This window comes from Bradyrhizobium sp. Ses1 (assembly GCF_059512365.1).
In genome coordinates this window covers 15,971-33,232 of sequence record NZ_JCAMOQ010000014.1, presented here as the reverse complement: position 1 = coordinate 33,232, position 17,262 = coordinate 15,971, and the positions used below count along the sequence as shown (strand labels likewise).

Annotated in this window: 22 protein-coding genes; 4 read left to right on the top strand and 18 right to left on the bottom strand. The window is 63.9% G+C overall.

Features of this window, described 5'->3' with window-relative positions; all coding sequences use genetic code 11:
- Nucleotides 1-14: 14 nt before the first annotated feature.
- The 11 genes from AC5ZG5_RS18225 to AC5ZG5_RS18175 all read right to left on the bottom strand — a co-directional run bounded on the left by AC5ZG5_RS18225 (nucleotide 15) and on the right by AC5ZG5_RS18175 (nucleotide 8,215).
- Complete coding sequence (locus AC5ZG5_RS18225) at nucleotides 15-731, bottom strand: MgtC/SapB family protein (protein ID WP_456643277.1); 717 nt, start codon at nucleotides 729-731, stop codon at nucleotides 15-17.
- Between the two features lie 33 nt (nucleotides 732-764).
- Nucleotides 765-1,781 carry a WD40 repeat domain-containing protein gene (locus AC5ZG5_RS18220; protein ID WP_456643278.1) on the bottom strand — a complete coding sequence of 339 codons (1,017 nt, stop codon included), beginning with the start codon at nucleotides 1,779-1,781 and terminating at the stop codon, nucleotides 765-767.
- Nucleotides 1,781-2,824 carry a CobW family GTP-binding protein gene (locus AC5ZG5_RS18215; RefSeq protein ID WP_456643279.1) on the bottom strand — a complete coding sequence of 348 codons (1,044 nt, stop codon included), beginning with the start codon at nucleotides 2,822-2,824 and terminating at the stop codon, nucleotides 1,781-1,783. The genes AC5ZG5_RS18220 and AC5ZG5_RS18215 overlap by 1 nt, the downstream gene beginning before the upstream one ends.
- 61 nt (nucleotides 2,825-2,885) lie before the next feature.
- Nucleotides 2,886-3,758: a metal ABC transporter substrate-binding protein gene (locus tag AC5ZG5_RS18210; protein WP_456643280.1), complete on the bottom strand. Its 873-nt coding sequence runs from the start codon at nucleotides 3,756-3,758 to the stop codon at nucleotides 2,886-2,888.
- Between the two features lie 5 nt (nucleotides 3,759-3,763).
- The gene (locus tag AC5ZG5_RS18205) at nucleotides 3,764-4,633 is read right to left on the bottom strand and encodes a metal ABC transporter permease (RefSeq protein WP_130229405.1); all 870 of its coding nucleotides are present in this window, start codon (nucleotides 4,631-4,633) and stop codon (nucleotides 3,764-3,766) included.
- A 4-nt stretch (nucleotides 4,634-4,637) separates the two neighbouring features.
- Nucleotides 4,638-5,390, bottom strand: coding sequence for a metal ABC transporter ATP-binding protein (locus AC5ZG5_RS18200; RefSeq protein ID WP_456643281.1), 753 nt, complete (start codon nucleotides 5,388-5,390; stop codon nucleotides 4,638-4,640).
- A gap of 3 nt (nucleotides 5,391-5,393) precedes the next feature.
- A complete protein-coding gene (locus tag AC5ZG5_RS18195; protein WP_456643282.1) occupies nucleotides 5,394-5,597 on the bottom strand; it encodes a hypothetical protein in 204 nt (67 codons plus the stop codon).
- 51 nt (nucleotides 5,598-5,648) lie between these two features.
- Nucleotides 5,649-6,149: a hypothetical protein gene (locus AC5ZG5_RS18190; protein ID WP_208823980.1), complete on the bottom strand. Its 501-nt coding sequence runs from the start codon at nucleotides 6,147-6,149 to the stop codon at nucleotides 5,649-5,651.
- Nucleotides 6,146-6,748: a permease gene (locus AC5ZG5_RS18185; RefSeq protein ID WP_456643283.1), complete on the bottom strand. Its 603-nt coding sequence runs from the start codon at nucleotides 6,746-6,748 to the stop codon at nucleotides 6,146-6,148. The genes AC5ZG5_RS18190 and AC5ZG5_RS18185 overlap by 4 nt, the downstream gene beginning before the upstream one ends.
- A gap of 281 nt (nucleotides 6,749-7,029) precedes the next feature.
- Nucleotides 7,030-7,416, bottom strand: a complete 387-nt coding sequence (crcB, locus tag AC5ZG5_RS18180; protein WP_028163017.1) for a fluoride efflux transporter CrcB — start codon at nucleotides 7,414-7,416, stop codon at nucleotides 7,030-7,032.
- Nucleotides 7,417-7,618: 202 nt separating this feature from the next.
- Complete coding sequence (locus tag AC5ZG5_RS18175; protein WP_130225396.1) at nucleotides 7,619-8,215, bottom strand: superoxide dismutase; 597 nt, start codon at nucleotides 8,213-8,215, stop codon at nucleotides 7,619-7,621.
- 278 nt (nucleotides 8,216-8,493) lie between these two features.
- Between AC5ZG5_RS18175 and AC5ZG5_RS18170 the strand changes: the two genes are divergently transcribed.
- Both AC5ZG5_RS18170 and AC5ZG5_RS18165 read left to right on the top strand, forming a co-directional pair.
- Nucleotides 8,494-9,021: a GNAT family N-acetyltransferase gene (locus AC5ZG5_RS18170; protein ID WP_208823986.1), complete on the top strand. Its 528-nt coding sequence runs from the start codon at nucleotides 8,494-8,496 to the stop codon at nucleotides 9,019-9,021.
- A 189-nt stretch (nucleotides 9,022-9,210) separates the two neighbouring features.
- A complete protein-coding gene (locus AC5ZG5_RS18165; protein WP_028163020.1) occupies nucleotides 9,211-9,651 on the top strand; it encodes a DUF2147 domain-containing protein in 441 nt (146 codons plus the stop codon).
- A gap of 4 nt (nucleotides 9,652-9,655) precedes the next feature.
- Here the strand turns inward: AC5ZG5_RS18165 and AC5ZG5_RS18160 are convergent, their stop codons facing one another.
- Nucleotides 9,656-10,810, bottom strand: a complete 1,155-nt coding sequence (locus tag AC5ZG5_RS18160) for a DUF3095 domain-containing protein (RefSeq protein ID WP_456643284.1) — start codon at nucleotides 10,808-10,810, stop codon at nucleotides 9,656-9,658.
- Nucleotides 10,811-10,986: 176 nt separating this feature from the next.
- Nucleotides 10,987-12,852 carry a molecular chaperone HtpG gene (gene htpG / locus AC5ZG5_RS18155; protein WP_456643285.1) on the bottom strand — a complete coding sequence of 622 codons (1,866 nt, stop codon included), beginning with the start codon at nucleotides 12,850-12,852 and terminating at the stop codon, nucleotides 10,987-10,989.
- Between the two features lie 165 nt (nucleotides 12,853-13,017).
- Here htpG and AC5ZG5_RS18150 point away from each other — a divergent pair, with 165 nt between their 5' ends.
- Both AC5ZG5_RS18150 and AC5ZG5_RS18145 read left to right on the top strand, forming a co-directional pair.
- Complete coding sequence (locus AC5ZG5_RS18150; RefSeq protein ID WP_456643286.1) at nucleotides 13,018-13,260, top strand: type II toxin-antitoxin system Phd/YefM family antitoxin; 243 nt, start codon at nucleotides 13,018-13,020, stop codon at nucleotides 13,258-13,260.
- Nucleotides 13,257-13,706, top strand: coding sequence for a type II toxin-antitoxin system VapC family toxin (locus AC5ZG5_RS18145; protein WP_456643287.1), 450 nt, complete (start codon nucleotides 13,257-13,259; stop codon nucleotides 13,704-13,706). Before AC5ZG5_RS18150 ends, AC5ZG5_RS18145 begins: the two co-directional genes overlap by 4 nt.
- Before the next feature lie 42 nt (nucleotides 13,707-13,748).
- On the opposite strand, the gene AC5ZG5_RS18140 is transcribed toward AC5ZG5_RS18145, so the two are convergent.
- From AC5ZG5_RS18140 to AC5ZG5_RS18120, 5 genes are all read right to left on the bottom strand, one after another.
- A complete protein-coding gene (locus AC5ZG5_RS18140) occupies nucleotides 13,749-14,555 on the bottom strand; it encodes an MBL fold metallo-hydrolase (protein WP_456643288.1) in 807 nt (268 codons plus the stop codon).
- Nucleotides 14,556-14,722: 167 nt separating this feature from the next.
- The gene (locus AC5ZG5_RS18135; protein WP_456643289.1) at nucleotides 14,723-15,013 is read right to left on the bottom strand and encodes a hypothetical protein; all 291 of its coding nucleotides are present in this window, start codon (nucleotides 15,011-15,013) and stop codon (nucleotides 14,723-14,725) included.
- Between the two features lie 281 nt (nucleotides 15,014-15,294).
- Nucleotides 15,295-15,480 carry a hypothetical protein gene (locus AC5ZG5_RS18130; RefSeq protein ID WP_456643290.1) on the bottom strand — a complete coding sequence of 62 codons (186 nt, stop codon included), beginning with the start codon at nucleotides 15,478-15,480 and terminating at the stop codon, nucleotides 15,295-15,297.
- A gap of 215 nt (nucleotides 15,481-15,695) precedes the next feature.
- Complete coding sequence (rnk, locus tag AC5ZG5_RS18125; protein ID WP_456643291.1) at nucleotides 15,696-16,094, bottom strand: nucleoside diphosphate kinase regulator; 399 nt, start codon at nucleotides 16,092-16,094, stop codon at nucleotides 15,696-15,698.
- 497 nt (nucleotides 16,095-16,591) lie between these two features.
- Nucleotides 16,592-17,233: a DUF4142 domain-containing protein gene (locus AC5ZG5_RS18120; RefSeq protein WP_456643292.1), complete on the bottom strand. Its 642-nt coding sequence runs from the start codon at nucleotides 17,231-17,233 to the stop codon at nucleotides 16,592-16,594.
- Between the last annotated feature and the right edge of the window lie 29 nt (nucleotides 17,234-17,262).

Genomic DNA, 17,262 nt, shown 5'->3' with positions numbered 1-17,262 from the left:
TGCAGTTCGACGCCCTAATCGGCTGTGTTGACTTCCCAGGTGGCGTGGCGGACGCCGGCCTGACGCTGCAGGTCCACCGCGACGGCATTGAGCTCATTGGGATTGACTGACGTGCTGACCAGCGTCGCCACGATCTCCAGGAGATCGTCACCGATCTCCTGGAGATCGATATCAGCAACCGGGTAGCTGGCGGCCTCGAGCTTCTCGACCAATTGGTCGCGCATGGCCGGCAAGGCGTCGCTGGAGACCGCGAGCTTGAAATAGTAGGTCGCCTCCGATGCCTGCTCGTCGAGCGGGATGCGGTTGATGGCATTCACCAGCGGCCGCAGCAGCGTGTTGCCGGCGAGGATGAAGAAGGTGAGCGCTGCGGCCTGCGCCTCCATGTCGGCGCCGGCGCAAGAGCCGACCGCGGCTGATGTCCACAAGGTCGCCGCCGTGTTGAGCCCGCGCACATCCATGCCCTGCTTCATGATGACACCGGCGCCGAGGAAGCCGATGCCCGACACGACATAGGCGATCACCCGCACGGCGCCGTCTGCGCCCGCCAGCCGCATCGCGAGGTCGACGAACGCGGCCGCTCCGACCGCGACCAGCACATTGGTGCGCAGGCCCGCGGTGCGCTGGCGATATTGCCGCTCGGCGCCGATCAGCGTGCCCAGCACAAAGGCTGTGGTCAGGCTTATCAGCGTGTCGAAGAAATCAGCGAGTTGGAAGGTCGTCAGAAACCGCATAGCCCCTCAATACGGCTTGGACACGACAGGTGATTAAAACTCCAACAGACCCCCGTCGCCGTCTTCGTCCGCGAATGCCAATAGCGTACCTTTGGCGTTCCACGCCACCGCGGAGATTGGCACGCCCTTGTTTTGGCGGAGCAGGATTTCGGCCCCGTCCTCCATCCGCACCATCAATACGGTGCCGTCGCTATAGCCGGCCGCCAGTATGTCGTCCTTCGGGTGGCAGGCGACGACCGCGACGCGCGCCTGCAACGGCGCCAGCATCGCCGGCTGCTTGCCCATCGGGCCATCCTTGCTGTTGAAGGGCCAGATGATGACGGTGTCGGCCCCTGAGGTAGCAAGCCCCTTGCCGCCGGCGCTCCACGACATCGACCGCACCCGGCCGGGATAGCCGCTCATCCGCATGTGCCTGTTGTCGGCGAGCCGCCAGCCATGCAGCGCCGGCTCATGCATCGCGGTGACCAGGAATTTGTTGTCAGGGCTGAAGGTGACGGCGTGATGCGAGCCCGCCCATTCCAGGAATTCCGGCTTGGCCGCCATGTTGGGAAACCACAGCGTCGCGCCGCCATAATGGGCGATTGCGAGCCGGAGGCCCTTTGGCGCAAAGGCAAGACCGCCGACGGTGGACGGCGCATCGAAGGATTTTTCCTCGCCCTTGGCCGGACGCACGAACGCGGTCTTGCCCACCGACCACGCCACCGCGCCATCGGAATGCAGCGCCACGGCATCGATCCAGCGCCGCTTCTGGTCGGTCGCCAAGGTCGAGACCTCGCCTTTGGCATTGAGCGCGACCAGCTTGCCATCGTCACCGCCCATGACGATCCGCTCGCCATCCGAGACAGAGCAGAGGATCGCGCCGCCATGCACCGGCGTCTGCGAGACTTCGCCCTCCCCGCCGACGACGGCGACATTCTCCTCGGCGCCGATGAAGTGGGCGGTGTCGCCAAGGAAATGCACTGATGTGACGGCCATGCCGAGCGGCACTGGCCGTACCTGATCGGTCATCGAAGCGATGGAGGGCACCTCGCCCGGGTCGAACTCGCTCATCACGAGACGATGCAGCGCTCAAAGCCGTCGCGGATCGCCTGCTCCGGCAATTCGCGGCCGATGAAGACCAGCCGGCTCTCGCGCAGCTCGTCCTCCTTCCACTTCCGCTGATGGTCGCCTTCCAGCATCATGTGGACGCCCTGGAACACGTAACGGTCGTCGTCGCCGGCGAAGGCGAGGATGCCCTTGGAGCGCAGGATCTTCTGGCCCTCGGTCGCCACCAGGTTCTGCAGCCACGGCATGAATTTCGTGGGGTCGAGCGCCTTGTCGGTGCGCAGCGACAGCGATTGCATCTCCTCGTCGTGGTAGTGCTTCATGCCATGGCCATGATCATGGTGGTGATGATGGTCGTGGCCATGGTGATGATGATCATGGTCATGATCGTCGGCTTCCAGGAAATCCGGTTCGATGTCGAGGATGCGGTCGAGATCGAAGGCGCCCCGCTCTAGCACGTCGGCCAGTTCCACCTTGCAGCGCTCGGTCCGATGCAGCTTGGCGTAAGGGTTGATACCGCGGATGCGGGCCTCGACCTCGGCGAGCTCGGGCTTTGAGACGAGGTCGGTCTTATTCAGCACGATGACGTCGGCGAACGCGATCTGGTTCTTGGCCTCGGGCGCATCCTTCAGCCGGTCGCTGAGCCATTTGGCATCGGCCACGGTGACGACGGCATCGAGCCGGGCGTTCTTCTGCACGTCCTCGTCGACGAAGAAGGTCTGCGCCACCGGCGCCGGGTCGGCGAGGCCCGTGGTCTCGACGATGATGGCGTCGAACTTGCCTTTGCGCTTCATCAGGCCGTCCATGATGCGGACGAGGTCGCCGCGAACGGTGCAGCAGATGCAACCGTTGTTCATCTCGAACACTTCCTCGTCGGCCCCGATGATCAGGTCGTTGTCGATGCCGATCTCGCCGAATTCGTTGACGATGACCGCGTATTTCTTGCCGTGGTTCTCGGACAGGATGCGGTTGAGCAGCGTGGTCTTGCCGGCGCCGAGATAGCCCGTCAGCACGGTCACAGGGATCTTTAGCGAAGAAGGTTCTGGCATGGCGACTCCGGGGGCGGAACTAAAGATCGCGCTGCCCGGGCCGGCAGGGAGGGCCCCCGCCCTAGTGGCCGAGCGCGCTGGTCAGGGCCTTTATATTGTGCCTTACCATGGCAATGTAAGTGGGGGCCTCGCCCTTTTCGGCAGTGAGACTGTCCGAATAGAGGGTCCCGCCGATCCTGGCCCCGGTCTCCTCAGCGATCCGCTGGATCAGGCGGGGATCGCTGACATTTTCGAGAAAAATCGCCGGAATTTTCGCCTTTTTGATCTGGGTGATGATCCCTGCGATATCGCGGGCGCTGGGCTCGGATTCGGTCGAGACCCCTACGGGGGCAATGAACTCGATACCGTAGGCGGCCGCAAAATAGCCGAAGGCGCGGTGGGTCGAGATCACCTTACGGCGCGCCTCCGGGATGGTGGCGACCGCCTGCCGCGCTTCTCTGTCCAGCGCGTCGAGCTCTGCCAGATAGCTTTCCGCATTGGTGCGGAAGGCGGCGGCGTTCGCAGGCGCAGCGGCCACAAGCGCGTCGCGGATATTGGCGACATAGATCTTTGCATTAGCAACGGACTGCCAGGCATGAGGATCGGGCGCCGAGCCGAGCTTGAGCGGCGCAATGCCGTCCGTCACGGTGATGATGGCCGCTTTGCCGCCGGCGGATTGCACCAGCCGCGGCAGCCAGCCCTCCATCCCGAGCCCGTTGATGAAGAGCAGCTTCGCTTCCGCGACCTTTCTGGCGTCCGCCGGCGTCGGCCGGTACACGTGCGCATCGCCCTCGGGGCCAACCAGCGCCGCGACATTGACCTTGTCGCCTCCAACGTTGCGGACCAAGTCGGCGAGGATCGAGAAGCTGGCGACCACGTTGAGGCGCTCTTGCGCGCGCGCCGGACCTACAAGCGTGACGAGCGCGAGCAGCGCAAGCCAGAACCACCGTCGCATCGCCGCTAGGCCTCCAGATGCCGGCCGGGAAACATCTGGCGGACCAGTCCGCCGACATTGCCGAACAGGAGCGAGACCAGATAGAGCCCGGCCGCGACCAGAATGATCGCGGGGCCCGAGGGAATCCGCGTCTGGAACGACAACACCAGCCCGGCATAGCCCGAAAGGATCGCGCTTGCGACCGCGATGCAGATCATGCCGGTGATGTCGCGCGACCAGAACCGCGCGATGCCGGCCGGCAGGATCATCAATCCGACGCCGAGCAACGTGCCGAGCGCATGAAAGCCGTTGACGAGGTTGACCACGACCAGCGCCAGGAACGCCAGATGCGCCGGCGCGCCGGCGCGGCTGACCGTGCGCAGGAACACCGGATCGACGCATTCGATCACCAGCGGGCGGTAGATCACCGCGAGCACGAGCAGCGTGATGGTGGCGTTGAAGGTGATGACCAGCAGAGTCTGGTTGTCCATCGCGAGAATGTCGCCGAACAGCACATGCAGGAGGTCGATATTGGTGCCCTTGATCGAAACAATGGTGACGCCGAGCGCCAGCGAGACCAGGTAGAAGGTAGCGAGCGAGGCGTCCTCCTTCAGCTCCGTGTTGCGGGCGACGAGGCCGGCGAGCAGCGCCACCGTAAATCCCGCGGCCAGGCCGCCAACCGTCATCGCGAACAGATTGAGCCCGGAGAGCAGGAAGCCGATCGCCGCCCCCGGCAGGATCGCATGCGCCATGGCATCGCCGACCAGGCTCATCCGCCGCAGCATCAGGAACACGCCGATCGGCGCGGCGCCGAGCGAGAGCGCGACCACGGCGGCAAGCGCGCGGCGCATGAACTCGAACTCGGTGAAGGGCGCGATCAGCGCGTCAGTGAGCATGGCTTCAGGCGACGCGCGAGGTGTCCACGGCACAGGCGGCGGCGCGGTCGTCGAAGGCTTCGCACATCCGCATCGCCACCGTGAGATTATCAGGCGTCAGCACTTCGGCGGTCGGCCCCCACGCCACCGGCCCGCGCGCGAGCAGCAGCGTTTCCGGGAAATTGGCGCGCACCATGTCGAGGTCGTGCAATGCCGCCAGCACCGTGCGTCCCTGGCCGTGCCAACGCTTGACCAATGCCAGCAGGTCGGCGGTGGTCTTGGCGTCGATGGCGTTGAAGGGTTCGTCGAGCACGATCAATCGCGCATTCTGTAGCAGCACCCGTGCGAACAGCATGCGCTGCATCTGGCCGCCGGAGAGCGTGCCGATCGGACGGTTCTCGAACCCGTTGAGCCCGACCGCGGCGATTGCGGCGAGGATCTTCTCGCGCGCGTCCTTGCCGATGCCGCCGAACAGGCCGATGCCGCGCCACAGGCCGGTGCCGACAAAGTCAAACACCGAGATCGGGAAACTGCGGTCGATCTCGGCCGACTGCGGCAGATAGGCGATGTCCCTGTGGTCGAGGCCGCCGAGGTCGATCGCACCGGAGAGCGGCTTCAGGATGCCGGTGATGCCTCGCAAGAGCGTCGACTTGCCGGCGCCGTTCGGGCCGATCATTGCGAGCAGCGCGCCGGAGGCGACGTCGCCGTTCAGATGATGCACCGCCGGGTGGCGGTCATAGCCGAGCGTGACGTTGCGGAATTGCACTTGCGCGCGCATCGCTCACCTCATCGCCAGCAGCACGAAGGCCCACAGGCCGGCACAGACCGCGAGCGCCGCGGCAAGGCGTGCGACGACCGTCATGCGCAGGATCGACCAAGTCGCCGCCTGCGCCGGATGCGGCGTTGCCGGACCATGGCTGTGGACGATATGGTCGTGGCCGTGTCCATGGACGTGGTCGTGGGTATGGGGATGTGCGTGAGCCATTTCGCGGGAACGTTACATTATAACATTACGCGAGTCCACCTGATCGATGGTTCACGGTTTGCCGATCGCCATCGCGATGGCGGCGGCCAGGAAGGGAAACGGCACCGAGACCGCGGCGCGGAACCAGACGAAGCGGGCCGGCATGAACGGTATCTCCCACAGGATCACCCTTTGGAAGGCGAACAGCGCCCAGGCGACGACATAGGCGATCACCTGGGGTGGCCCGCCGCCGGCCTTCAGCGCCACCGCGCCGATGGAAAAACCGACCACCGGCCCGCCCGGCGTCGCTGCGCCCGCGATGACGGCAGTCGCGACGCCGAGCCAGCCGCTGTCGGGCCCGAGCCAGCCGGTGATGATCTCCTGCGGGATCACGGCGGCGATATAGCCCGACCCGACCACGCCGATCGCGATCCGCGGCATGATATTGGCGAATTCGAGCGAGCCTTCGCGCAACGACGACACCAGCACGGTGCGTCCGCGCCGCCAGGCGATGAAGCCGACGCCGGCGACCGAACCCCACAGCAGGATGTCGATCAGGAGCGCCGCGCTCATTCCGGCGCGCCGTTCGGATAGATGCGGGCATAGACGAAGCGGCCGAAGGCGCCGGCGAGCACCGGCAGCGGCAGCGAGATCACGATCCGCCACAGCGTGAACTCGGTGCCCATGATCGGCAGTTCCCAGGCCACCGCGCGGCCGTAACCGATCAGGGTCCAGCTCACCACCATCGCGATCGTCGCGCCGAAATCGGCGCCAACGGTCAGCAGCGCCGCCGCCACCGGATAGGCGGTGAAGGGACCGCCCGGCAGGATCGCGCCGAAGGCGGTGCCGATCAGCAGGCCTTTCAATCCCGACTTCGGTCCGAGCGAGCGCGAGACTTTTTCGTGCGGCAGAATTTCCGCGATGAACGCGCCGAGCAGGCAGCCCGCGAGCACGCGCGGCAGGATCCCGCCGAACAGCGAGAGGTCGTGGGTGAGGATCTCGATCACGCCGTCAGCGCCGTCGCGCCGATAGACCAGGCCGGCGCAGATGAGGACCAGCACAAGGATTGAGATCATCGACCAGCCGATCGGCTTGCGCACACGGCCGGGAGGCGACTCGGCCTCCGCGGCGTCATCGGCCGGCGGCGGATCCTTTAGCGGTGCATCTGACAAGGCAATGGGGCCAGGGCGGGGTGAGAATGTCCATCCTGCTTAGTCCCGTCACAAAGGTGACGCAAACGGAAGCTGGCCACGCATCCATGCGCGCGCAGGCTATGGCCATGCGCGGTTGCGGCGCCCTCTCCATTTGTCATTCCGGGGCGATGCCAACGGGTCCGCGCGAAGCGCGGCCTGATGACAGGCTCCGCATCGAGCCCGGAATCCATTTCACAGCCTGTGCATGTGGCCCGTGGATTCCGGGTTCGCGCTTCGCGCGCCCCGGAATGACGGAGAGATCATGTGAGGTGGCGGACGATGGCGAGGCCGGCGAACAAGCCAGCGATCGAGAGCACGACCGAGCCGAGCACGTAGAATGCCGCGAGCCCGAGTTCGCCGCGTTCGTAGAGCAGCGCGGCGTCTAGCGAGAAGGCGGAGAAGGTGGTGTAGCCGCCGAGGATGCCGGTCATCAGGAACAGCCGCCAGGCCTGCGATGCCTCGCCCTTGAAGGCGAGATAGCCCGCGATCAGGCCCATCACGGTCGAACCGGTGATGTTGATGATGAAGGTGCCGTAGGGAAAATCGGTGCCGAGGCTGCGCGCGCAGGCGAGATTGATGAAATGGCGCAGCATTGCGCCGAGGCCGCCGCCGAAGAAGACCAGAAAATAGCTTGCTGCCGTTCCCACCACTGCCCCGCTGGTGTGCCGTCGAGAGGGACTATCACCTCTCCTTGAACGATGTGCGCACTCACAGTCTCTCCCTTGAGACGGTGCCCGCGTGGAGAGATGATCCCTCCCCGGTTCGCATTGCGCTTCGCTACATGCGAACCGACCCTCCCCTTTCGGGGGAGGGTCGGGAAAGCCGCATCCGGAACGACGGCCTAAACCGTCACACCTTGCCGAACAGCTCGTCGACGTAGTCCCAGTTGACGAGGTTGTCGACGAACGCCTTCAGATAGTCCGGACGGCGGTTGCGATAGTCGATGTAGTAGGAGTGCTCCCAGACGTCGACGCCCAGGATCGGCACCGCGCCATGGACCAGCGGGTTCTCGCCGTTCGGCGTCTTGGAGATTTCGAGCTTGCCGCCCTTGACCTGCAGCCAGGCCCAGCCGGAGCCGAACTGACCGACGCCGGCGGCGGCGAAATCGGCCTTGAACTTCTCGAAGCCGCCGAGGTCCTCGTTGATCTTCTTCTCGAGACGGCCCGGCAGCTTGCTGCCGCCGCCATTCGGCTTCATCCACTTCCAGAAGTGAATGTGGTTGTAGTGCTGGCCGGCATTGTTGAAGACGGCCGCGTTCTTGTTGTACGAGCCCTTCACGATCTCCTCGAGGGACTTGCCTTCGAATTCGGTGCCTTTGATCGCGTTGTTGCCGTTGGTCACGTAAGCCTGATGATGCTTGTCGTGATGGTACTCCAGCGTTTCCTTCGACATGTAGGGCGCGAGGGCATCGTGGGCGTAGGGGAGGTCGGGTAGCGTGAAAGTCATGGTGTGATGTCCAACATGAGGGGAGACGACACTAACGGAGACCTCTTATAGAAGGTTCCATCACACTTAAACACCGCATTTTCGGCGCAGGCATGCAGGCCGTGCAGGCGATTCGCAGAACGTCAGCGCAACGAACCAACTCCAAAATAGTGTTGGGAATGAAATGCTTAAGATCAACTCCGAGCGGCAGGGTGCGGACGGAGGTGCGTTTTCCCGTTTGTGCGAGTAAGATCGCGCCAATGGAATGCAAGGGCCCGCTAATGCAAGGACCCGCTCAAGTGAGCATCGAGATCGAAGTCCTCAACGGCGATGCTTCCTGGAAGACGGTCGAGCCGCTGTTTCGGGCGGTCTGGCCGCGCGAGGTGGTCGAGAAATTGCCGTGGGGCCATATCAAGTGGGCCGGTGCCGACCTGCGCGTCTTGCTCGACGCGCCCGAGGGCGGCGTCGGCTGCCACGTCGGCATCCATTTCCGCACCATCACCTGGAACGGACACCGGATCCATATTGGCGGCATCGGCGGGGTTGCGACCCGCGAGGACTGCCGGCGCCGCGGCTATGCCTCGATCGCGCTCAATGCCGCGGTCGAGACCGTGCGCGCCAATGAAGCGGCGCGCTTCATGCTGCTGTTCTGTGAGCCGCACAATTTCGCGTTCTACCAGGCGCGGGGCTGGCGGCCCTTCACCGGCGAGGTCTATTGCGAGCAGCCGGGCGGACGCGTCCGCTTCGAGGCGATGACACCGTTCGTGTTCGACATCAAGCGCGCGCCTGATACGGGGACCATCGACCTATGCGGCCTGCCGTGGTGATCTCTGCATAGGTTATCCTGGCCTGCGCCGTCCGTAAGATGCGGGGCATCATCTTCACACAATCTTCAGGGCGAGACGCAGTGACAGATGCGCATCACTGGGGCAAATGATCGCGCGCCGACGCACGGAAGTGAGATTGCACAAAGCCGATTTGTTGCTATGCAGGCGTGCCTTTTTGGGGAACGAATCATGGCTTGCAGATCAGCTCTCATCGCAGCGGTGCTGGCGGTATTACTGGCCGCACCGACGGCGCGCGCGCAAAACGCGGCCGATCCATCCGGCGTCTGGCAGACGCAGGCGGGCGACGCCCGCGTCAAGGTCAGCAAATGCGGCGGCGGGATTTGCGGCGTGATCGTCTCCCTGCGCGAGCCGATCGATCCCGCAACCGGCAAGCCGCAGGTCGACAACAAGAATCCGAATCCGTCGCTCACCACCCGTCCGATCATCGGGCTGCCGCTGTTTTCGGGCATGCGCCCGGCCGGCGGCAAGTGGACCGGTCAGATCTACAACGCCGACGACGGCGGCACCTATGCGAGCAGCATTTCGCTCGCCGGCCCCGACACGCTACGGGTCGAAGGCTGCGTCGGCGCGCTGTGCGGCGGCGAAAGCTGGACGCGGGTCGGGCGCTAACTCTTCAGATCTGCATCGCCTTCATGGCTGACGCGGCGGAGGCGTAGCCGCCGCGGGCGCCGTCGATGAAGTGCACGTGGTCGCTGCGCATCGCCGACGGCGTGAAGCAGGTCATCATCGCAGCATCCTGCCGGTGCAGGCCGTAACGCACGACGCCGTTGGCCGCGGCCTGCGCGAGACGTTCGGCGAGCGCCTGCGCCAACTCCTCGCTGCAGTCGAGGATCATCCGCAATCCGTCGTCATATTTGCGGAAGTCGGAATTGTCGACCACCTGCTGCATATAGTCCTTCGCCGCGAACTTGCCGATTTTGAGCTCGAAGCGCATGACCGTGTAGACCCACAACGTGCTGACGAACACCAGCACGCGCCGCGCGAAGAGCGGACCGCCGCGCTTGGTGCGCGCCTCGAAATCGAGGCCCTGCGGCGGCCAGCGCAGCGCCGGCCCGCCCGACGGCACCGGACGGCCAGCATCCGGGCTCTGCTCGGCGAGAGCGATGACGTCCTCGATCACCTTGCGGAACGCGTGGGGATCGCCGCCCTTCGTCGGCACCACCAGCACGGACAGGATGACGCCGCGGGCGGAAGGGATCTCCTCGAAGCGGCAGGAGAGCCCGCTGAGATCGGGCTGAGTGCCCGGCGGCGCCGGCGCGACAGCAAATTCACCCCGCTTCATCGCGGCTTCCGCGAAGCCAAGCCCGCCACCGGAGAACATCGCGTAGGAAAGATTGGTCGACGGTCCGAAGCGCGCGACGCGCACATCAAGTCCTTGCGCACGGACTGCTTCGATCGGCACCAGCGCCACGCGCATGATGAGGTCGAGATCGTCCCTCACCCAGGTCGCGGTCGCCGCCAGCGCCTCGCGCGCGGCGTCGACATCGGCGGGCGCGACCGCAAAGCTCGCGCCATCGCCGCCGAACACGAAGGGAAATTCGCGGCCACTGAGTGCATTGGTGACGGCGGCGATGACGGCCGCGCCCGCCATGTTGACGGCCTTGTAGCGCTTTGCGGCAATCGCCTTGGTCGATTCCACGATGTCGGCGACGCCGATGGTCCAATCATCAGGCAAAGGCGAATACAGCGACGGCTCCATCAGGCGGCTAAAGCCGCGGAACACCGGAATGCCGCCGTAGAAGATCTCGCTGCCGCCTGCCGCCGCCATGGACCGCTCCGCTTTCGGCCCTGTCTAGCAGATACGGCCGGTCTTGGGATCGGTTGCGTAGAACCGCACACCGTCATGGCCGGGCTTGTCCCGGCCATCCACGTGAGCGCCGCCTCCCAGAAAGGAAGACGTGGATGCCCGGGACGAGCCCGGGCATGACGGAGCAACAGTGCGCGTTACGCTTTCGCCAATCCGCGCAGCACGAGCTGGTTGAGACGGCCGGCAAAGGCGGCCGGGTCCTCCGGCAGTTCGCCTTCGAGAATCTGCGCCTGCTCGAGCAGAAGCAGCGACAAATCCCTCGCCGCGTCCTTTTCGCGCGTGATCGCGGCGACCACCGGATGGCGCAGATTGACCTCGAGGATCGGCTTGGTCACCGCACCGCGGTTCTGCTGCGCGAGCAGTCGCTCCAGCATGCGGTCGCGGCCGCCGCCGACCAGGCACGAAGCGCTCGAGGTCAATCGCTGCGAGGCGCGGACGTCGGCAACGCGCTCGCCGAGCGCTTCCTTGATCGCGGCGATCGTCGTGGCTTCATCTGCCGCCGGCTCGTCCTTCTTCTCGTCCGCCTTGTCGTCGACGAACGGGATCAGGCTGAAATCGACGTCGCCCTGGCTCAGCGACTTCAGCGGCTTGCCGCCGAAATCGATCGGCGCCGAGGTCCAGAACGCATCCACGGGATCGGTGAGCAGGAGCACCTCGACGCCGCGCGCCTGCGCGGCCTCCAGCTTCGGGTTCGACTTCAACCGCTCGATGCTCTCGCCCGTGAGGTAGTAGATGTCGGTCTGGTTCGGCCTGATAGCCTCAACATATTGCTTGAGCGAACGGTTCTCGCCCGCGGTGGTCGTAAAGCGCGCCAGGCCGAGCAGCTTCTCGCGCCGCTCGTAATCCTCCCACAGGCCCTCCTTGAGGACCGGGCCGAACGCGTCCCAGATCTTGGCGAACGCGTCCTGCTCCTTATCCGCCAATCGCTCGAGTTCGCCGATGACGCGGCCGGTCACGGCATTGCGGATTTGCGCGAGTTGCGGGTTGTTCTGCAGCATCTCGCGGGAAATGTTGAGCGGCAGATCCTCGCTGTCGATCACGCCGCGAATGAAGCGCAGATACGCGGGCAGAAGATCGGCATCGTCGGCGATGAAGACGCGGCGGACATAGAGCTTCACCCTGCCCTTGCGCGCCGGCTCGAACAGGTCGAACGGCTTTGTCGACGGCGCAAACAGCAGCACGGCATAGGACTGCCGGCCCTCGGCACGATAATGCAGCGTCATCGCCGGCTCGTCGAAGGCGCCGGCGATCGATTTGTAGGCTTCCTTGTAATCCTCCGCCGACAGCTCCGATTTCGACCGCTGCCACAGCGCGCTCGCGGAATTGATCTGGCTTGGCTCGCCCTCCTCCGGCACCAGTTCGATCGGGAACTGGATGTTATCAGAATAGGCGCGGACGATGCGCTCGATCTCATAGGTCTCGAGATATTTCGCGGCGTCCTTCTTCAAATGCAGCACGATCTCGGTGCCGCGGGTGACGCGCTTGGCATCCTCCTCGCTGGCGGGCGCGATCTTGAAGCCGCTGCCGCCCGACGAGGTCCAGGTCCAGACCTCATCGCTCCCGGCGCGGCGGCTGATCACGACGATCCTGTCGGCGACCATGAAGGCGGCATAGAAGCCGACGCCGAACTGGCCGATCAAATTGCCGCCGTCCTTGGCCTCGGTGAGCCGCGCCAGGAACGACTTGGTGCCGGAGCGCGCGATGGTGCCGAGATTGTCGATCAGCTCCTGCCGGTCCATGCCGATGCCGCTGTCGATCACGGACAAGGTATCGGCCTTCTTGTCCGGCCTGATCCAGATTTTCGGCGGCGCACCATCGGCGATCAGGTCCGGCGCGGCAATCGCCTCATAACGCAGCTTGTCGCAGGCATCGGAGGCGTTGGAGATCAATTCGCGCAGGAAGATATCGGTTTCCGAATAGACCGAATGCACCATCAGGTGCAGGAGCTCGGCAACCTCGGCCTGGAACGGCTGGGATTCGGGGGAGGTCGTGGTGGCAGTCATTGCTGGGCTCAGGTGAAACCAATAGGGGGTAGGAAACTCCAGATATAGCGCAGCCATCTCCGCCCGCAAGATTTGCCGCGACGGCAGCGGGATGATCCGACCGCGGCATTGCGCTATGTCGTTGAACCTACTATAAATATGACCACTGTAGTCACACGAGGCAACATGCGCAAGATTCAGCTGAAAGACGCAAAGGCGAAATTGTCCGCCGTCGTCGATCAGGCCACGCGGGGCAAGCCGTCCGTCATTACCCGCCACGGGCGACCGGAGGCGGTCATCCTCGGCTTTGAGGATTGGGAACGGCTGTCGCGCGTACCCTCCTTCGGCCGTCTCTTGATGTCCGCGCCGATCGAAGCCGGTGACTTGCCCGAGCGTAACCAGGCGCCCTCCCGCGACAGCGGCCTGTGACGCGCTATCTGGTCGATACCAATATCATTTCGGCTGTGGCACCCACGTCGGCGGTGACGCCGCAGCAGCTTGTTGCCTGGATGGATTCTCATTCGCTTGCTTTGTTTCTATCGGCCGTCACTGTGGCCGAGATCGCCGATGGCATCGCCAAGGCCAAGCGCGAGGGTGCCAAGCGGAAGGCCTCCGGGCTCTCGGATTGGTTGCGAACCGTGCTGCATCTCTATGGTGATCGGGTGCTCCCGTTTGATACGCCGACGGCGGAGATCGCTGGCCAGCTGACTGATCTTGCACGCAGCCGTGGGCATGCTCCAGGCTTTGCAGATGTCGCGATTGCCGCAACAGCTCATTGGCACAAACTGACGCTCCTAACCCGGAATGTTCGCCATTTTGCGCCTATGGACGTCACCGTCATCGATCCATTCCAGGAGCTGCCTCCAGCCAAATAGATCGCTATCAATTTCTCAGGCGAGAGCCCTCCCTTTCACGCCTCACCCAGTGATCGCCGCAAGATAGCGCGCGACCGACACATCGAACGCCGCCTTCGCATCGTGCTCAATGTTACGTCCCCACCAGGCGCCATAAATGCGATCGAACGCAAGTGGCGCGATCGCCTCAGCGATACGGCGCACGGCGACAGCATTCAGCGGCGTGTAGTTCGGATAGGAGTACATGAAGCTAACGTGACGGCGATCCATCGCCACCTGCGCGACATCGCCGGCCAGGAGCGCGCCGCTGCCGTCCGCCCCCGTGCGCCAATGCAGCACGGTGGCGCCGGCGAAATGACCGCCGGCGCGGACCAGCCGAAGATCGTCCGATATCGCGAGTTCCTCCCCCCGCCACGGCACGATCGACGGATGCGGCCGCGTGATCCATTGCGCATCGTCCCCATGCAGATAGACCGGCGCGTTGCCGAACGCTTCGCTCCAGTCGGCCAGCGCCCCATAATAATGCGGATGCGATATCGCGATCGCCTTCAGTCCGCCGCGCGACCTGACGTAGTCGATCGCCTCGCGCGTCGCGAGCGGGATGCAGTCCCACATCACAAGAGCTTCGCCATCGGGGACCAGCAACGCACGCTGGCCGATCGCCAAGCGCGGCTCGACCGCGGTGCCAACGAGCCCAAGATCGTCGCGCCAGACGACATGATGGCGTTTGGCCAGTTCCTCGCGGCTGAGCCAGACCTGTCCGTTCCAGTTCACGAACTGCCGCTCGTCCTCGCAGATCCGGCAAGACGGCGGCGGATTGGTACTGTCGGAAAACTGCGCGCCGCATTGTTCGCAAGTCCAGGTTGGCATGAGGGTGACTCCATTTGGAGGCCCAAGATAGCATGCAATGCGGCGGTTCTATCTCGCCTATATCGACTTCCGCTGCGTCTATCCGCCTGAACCCAAAGCATCGTGATGAGTGCAGCAAAACAAAAGCCCGCCAGAGGCGGGCTTTCACGATGGTCAATCAGAAACGATCAGTGCTTGGAGCCAAGACTGACGATGACGCCGGTCGGTTCAGGCTCGTGCGGCATCAAATTCGTCAGGGTGTCGTCGCTCCAATGGGCGAGGTTCACGATCTTGCCGATCTGTGTGTCCGTCTCCGTGGACTCGCTCGGCTCAAGTACGTTGAGCCCGTTGGTGTCAAGGAAGTAGGTGTGATCACCGAACAAGCGGTTCAACTGGGCGACCGCCGGATGATCGTCGGGAAGGCAGTGAGCATCGAATTGGCTCAAGGCCCGCTCGACCTGCGTTGAGTTCAGTCTCATGTTCCTCGCTCCTCTGGATTGGAGGGTTGCACCGCGCAACGGCCTAAGCCGGACGCGGCCGCCTGCATTCGCGGGACAGCCATCCCGCCAACACGACGACGCACTGGAGCTTCACTTGTGCCGCCGCTGGATGATTTTCTTCGAATTGCCATCCTGTCGCCGGCTCTTCGCCAAATACGATCCGTTTCGACCGCGTTTCAACGAACGTGAAGTGCGGGACATTGGGTCCGAGCCCGCCTATTCAACCCCGCGCTCGCATTAAATTCGTGGGTTCCCAAGGTTCATTCCTCGGGAACAGGATGCAACCTCGCCAATTCGTCGAGCGAAAGCGCGGCTTCGCGTTCCGTCAACGTAAAGCGCACGATCACATCCTGACGGGCGACCTGCCCCCAAAGTCCCTCCGTAGACCACTTTTGCGGCACGGGTCCACGCGGACCTTCGATCCAGACGAAGTACCACTGTGTCATGACAAGCGCCTCGCCTTAAGCGATGCGCAATTATAGCGCGTTCCGCCGCAGGGATCGAACCCGGCCACCAAGCTCAAGCGGCCACCGGACTCACATGAACAAGCGCGCGAGGTAAGTCAGACCGACGACGAGCCCGATCAGCCCGATGGTGATGCAGATCACGATCAGCCCGGCTTGCTCAAACACACGGTCGCGCATGGGCGCAAAGCTCCTGCTCAATGCGAAACCCGCAACACAGTCAGCGCTCGCGTTCGGCGATCCGGCGTTTGAAATTCGATGGTCTGGCCGACTGATAGGCCGATCAGCGCGGCACCGACCGGAGTCAGCACCGAAATGCGCTTGCGCGAGATGTCGGCCTCGTGCGGATAGACCAGCACCACCTCCCTCGCCGCACCGGTGCTGTCGTCACGATAGTCGACCTGCGAGCCCATGCGGACGACGTTTCGCAAATCGGCATCGTCAGGCGCGATAGTCGCTCGCTCCATCTCGCGCGCAAGGAAATAGGCCACGCGCGGAAAAAGCTCCATGCTTGAGTTGGCAAGTCCGCTCAGCCGCTGCTTCTCCTCCGTTGTCACCCGGATCGGCGGCAGATTGGGTTCGGTATTCTTACTCATTGTTGTCACCTTTGTTCAGGCAGCCGTTGGCCCTGGGTCGTCGTCGATCGCGCCATCTTTTTTCCGGACCACAGGCGCACGGAACAGCGGCACGACATTCGACTCGGCTTGCTTCACACTTTCGCGCGTGCGCTCGAGGCGGCGATCATCGGATGCGGTGTGGAAGGTCTCTGACGGAGGCGGCACGGCACGTTCCTTCTGTTCAAAGTAAATCGGGCTCCTGCACGGAAGCCACGAACTCGAGATATCGATGAGAACAGAACCCGGACGGCTCGATCGGCCGTCCGGCTAAGTGCCTGCGTGCAGGCGGCCGGCGTGCAGACAGAAGCGCGCGACGCGCGGATCGATGTCGACAACGTATGTCATAATGCACTCAACATAGCCCCACATGGCACCGTCGCCATTGCGGCGAAAGCGCGCACCTCGCCCGACGACGTGCAATTGCGTGCCTTTGCGCGCGATCGAAACCTCCCAGGGGACCGCCGATCGCAGTATCGCTAGCGCCGCTCGCTGGGTCTTTCCGTTCGTGGTGTTTCTGCTGCTGCCTGCTGCGCCATTTCCGAGGCAATCGCCTGCGCCATCCGCAAATGACCCAGGACGGTTGGCAGAAGGTCTGACGCAAGATCCTTCAGTTCAGCGTTCTCCCCTGAACCGATCTCGTACTCCAGAAGCTGAGCAGTCTTCTGATGGTCGATGATTTGTCCTTCGATGTAGGCGCGATCGAATTGAGGACCGCTGAGCTGCTCCAACTTCGCACGCGTGGCTTTGTGTTCTTCGTCGAGTTTGTCGGGCGCTGCAATCCCGTTCGCTTTTGCGAGTGCTGAAAGCCGATCATTGGCAGCACTGTGATCGCGAACCATGCGTTGTGCAAATTCCGTCACGGCGCGGCTCGCCCCTTGCTGCGCCGCGAATCTGCCAAGATCCACTTCGGCCAATCCTCCGGTTGCTGCGGCATTGATGAAGGCGCGATCCGCTTGATTGGCTTGGCGCGGCGCCGGCACACCCGGAGCAGATTGTCTCGTTCCCGGCGGCATGCCGCCGGGGTTACCCGGCGCGGGGCTCACGGGATTGGTCGACTGGCCGAAAGCCGCCGGAGAAAGAAATGCAATCGCGATCGCTAAGAGCGTTAGAAGACGCATCACTCAATCTCCTTTTGCGACTCGCTGGG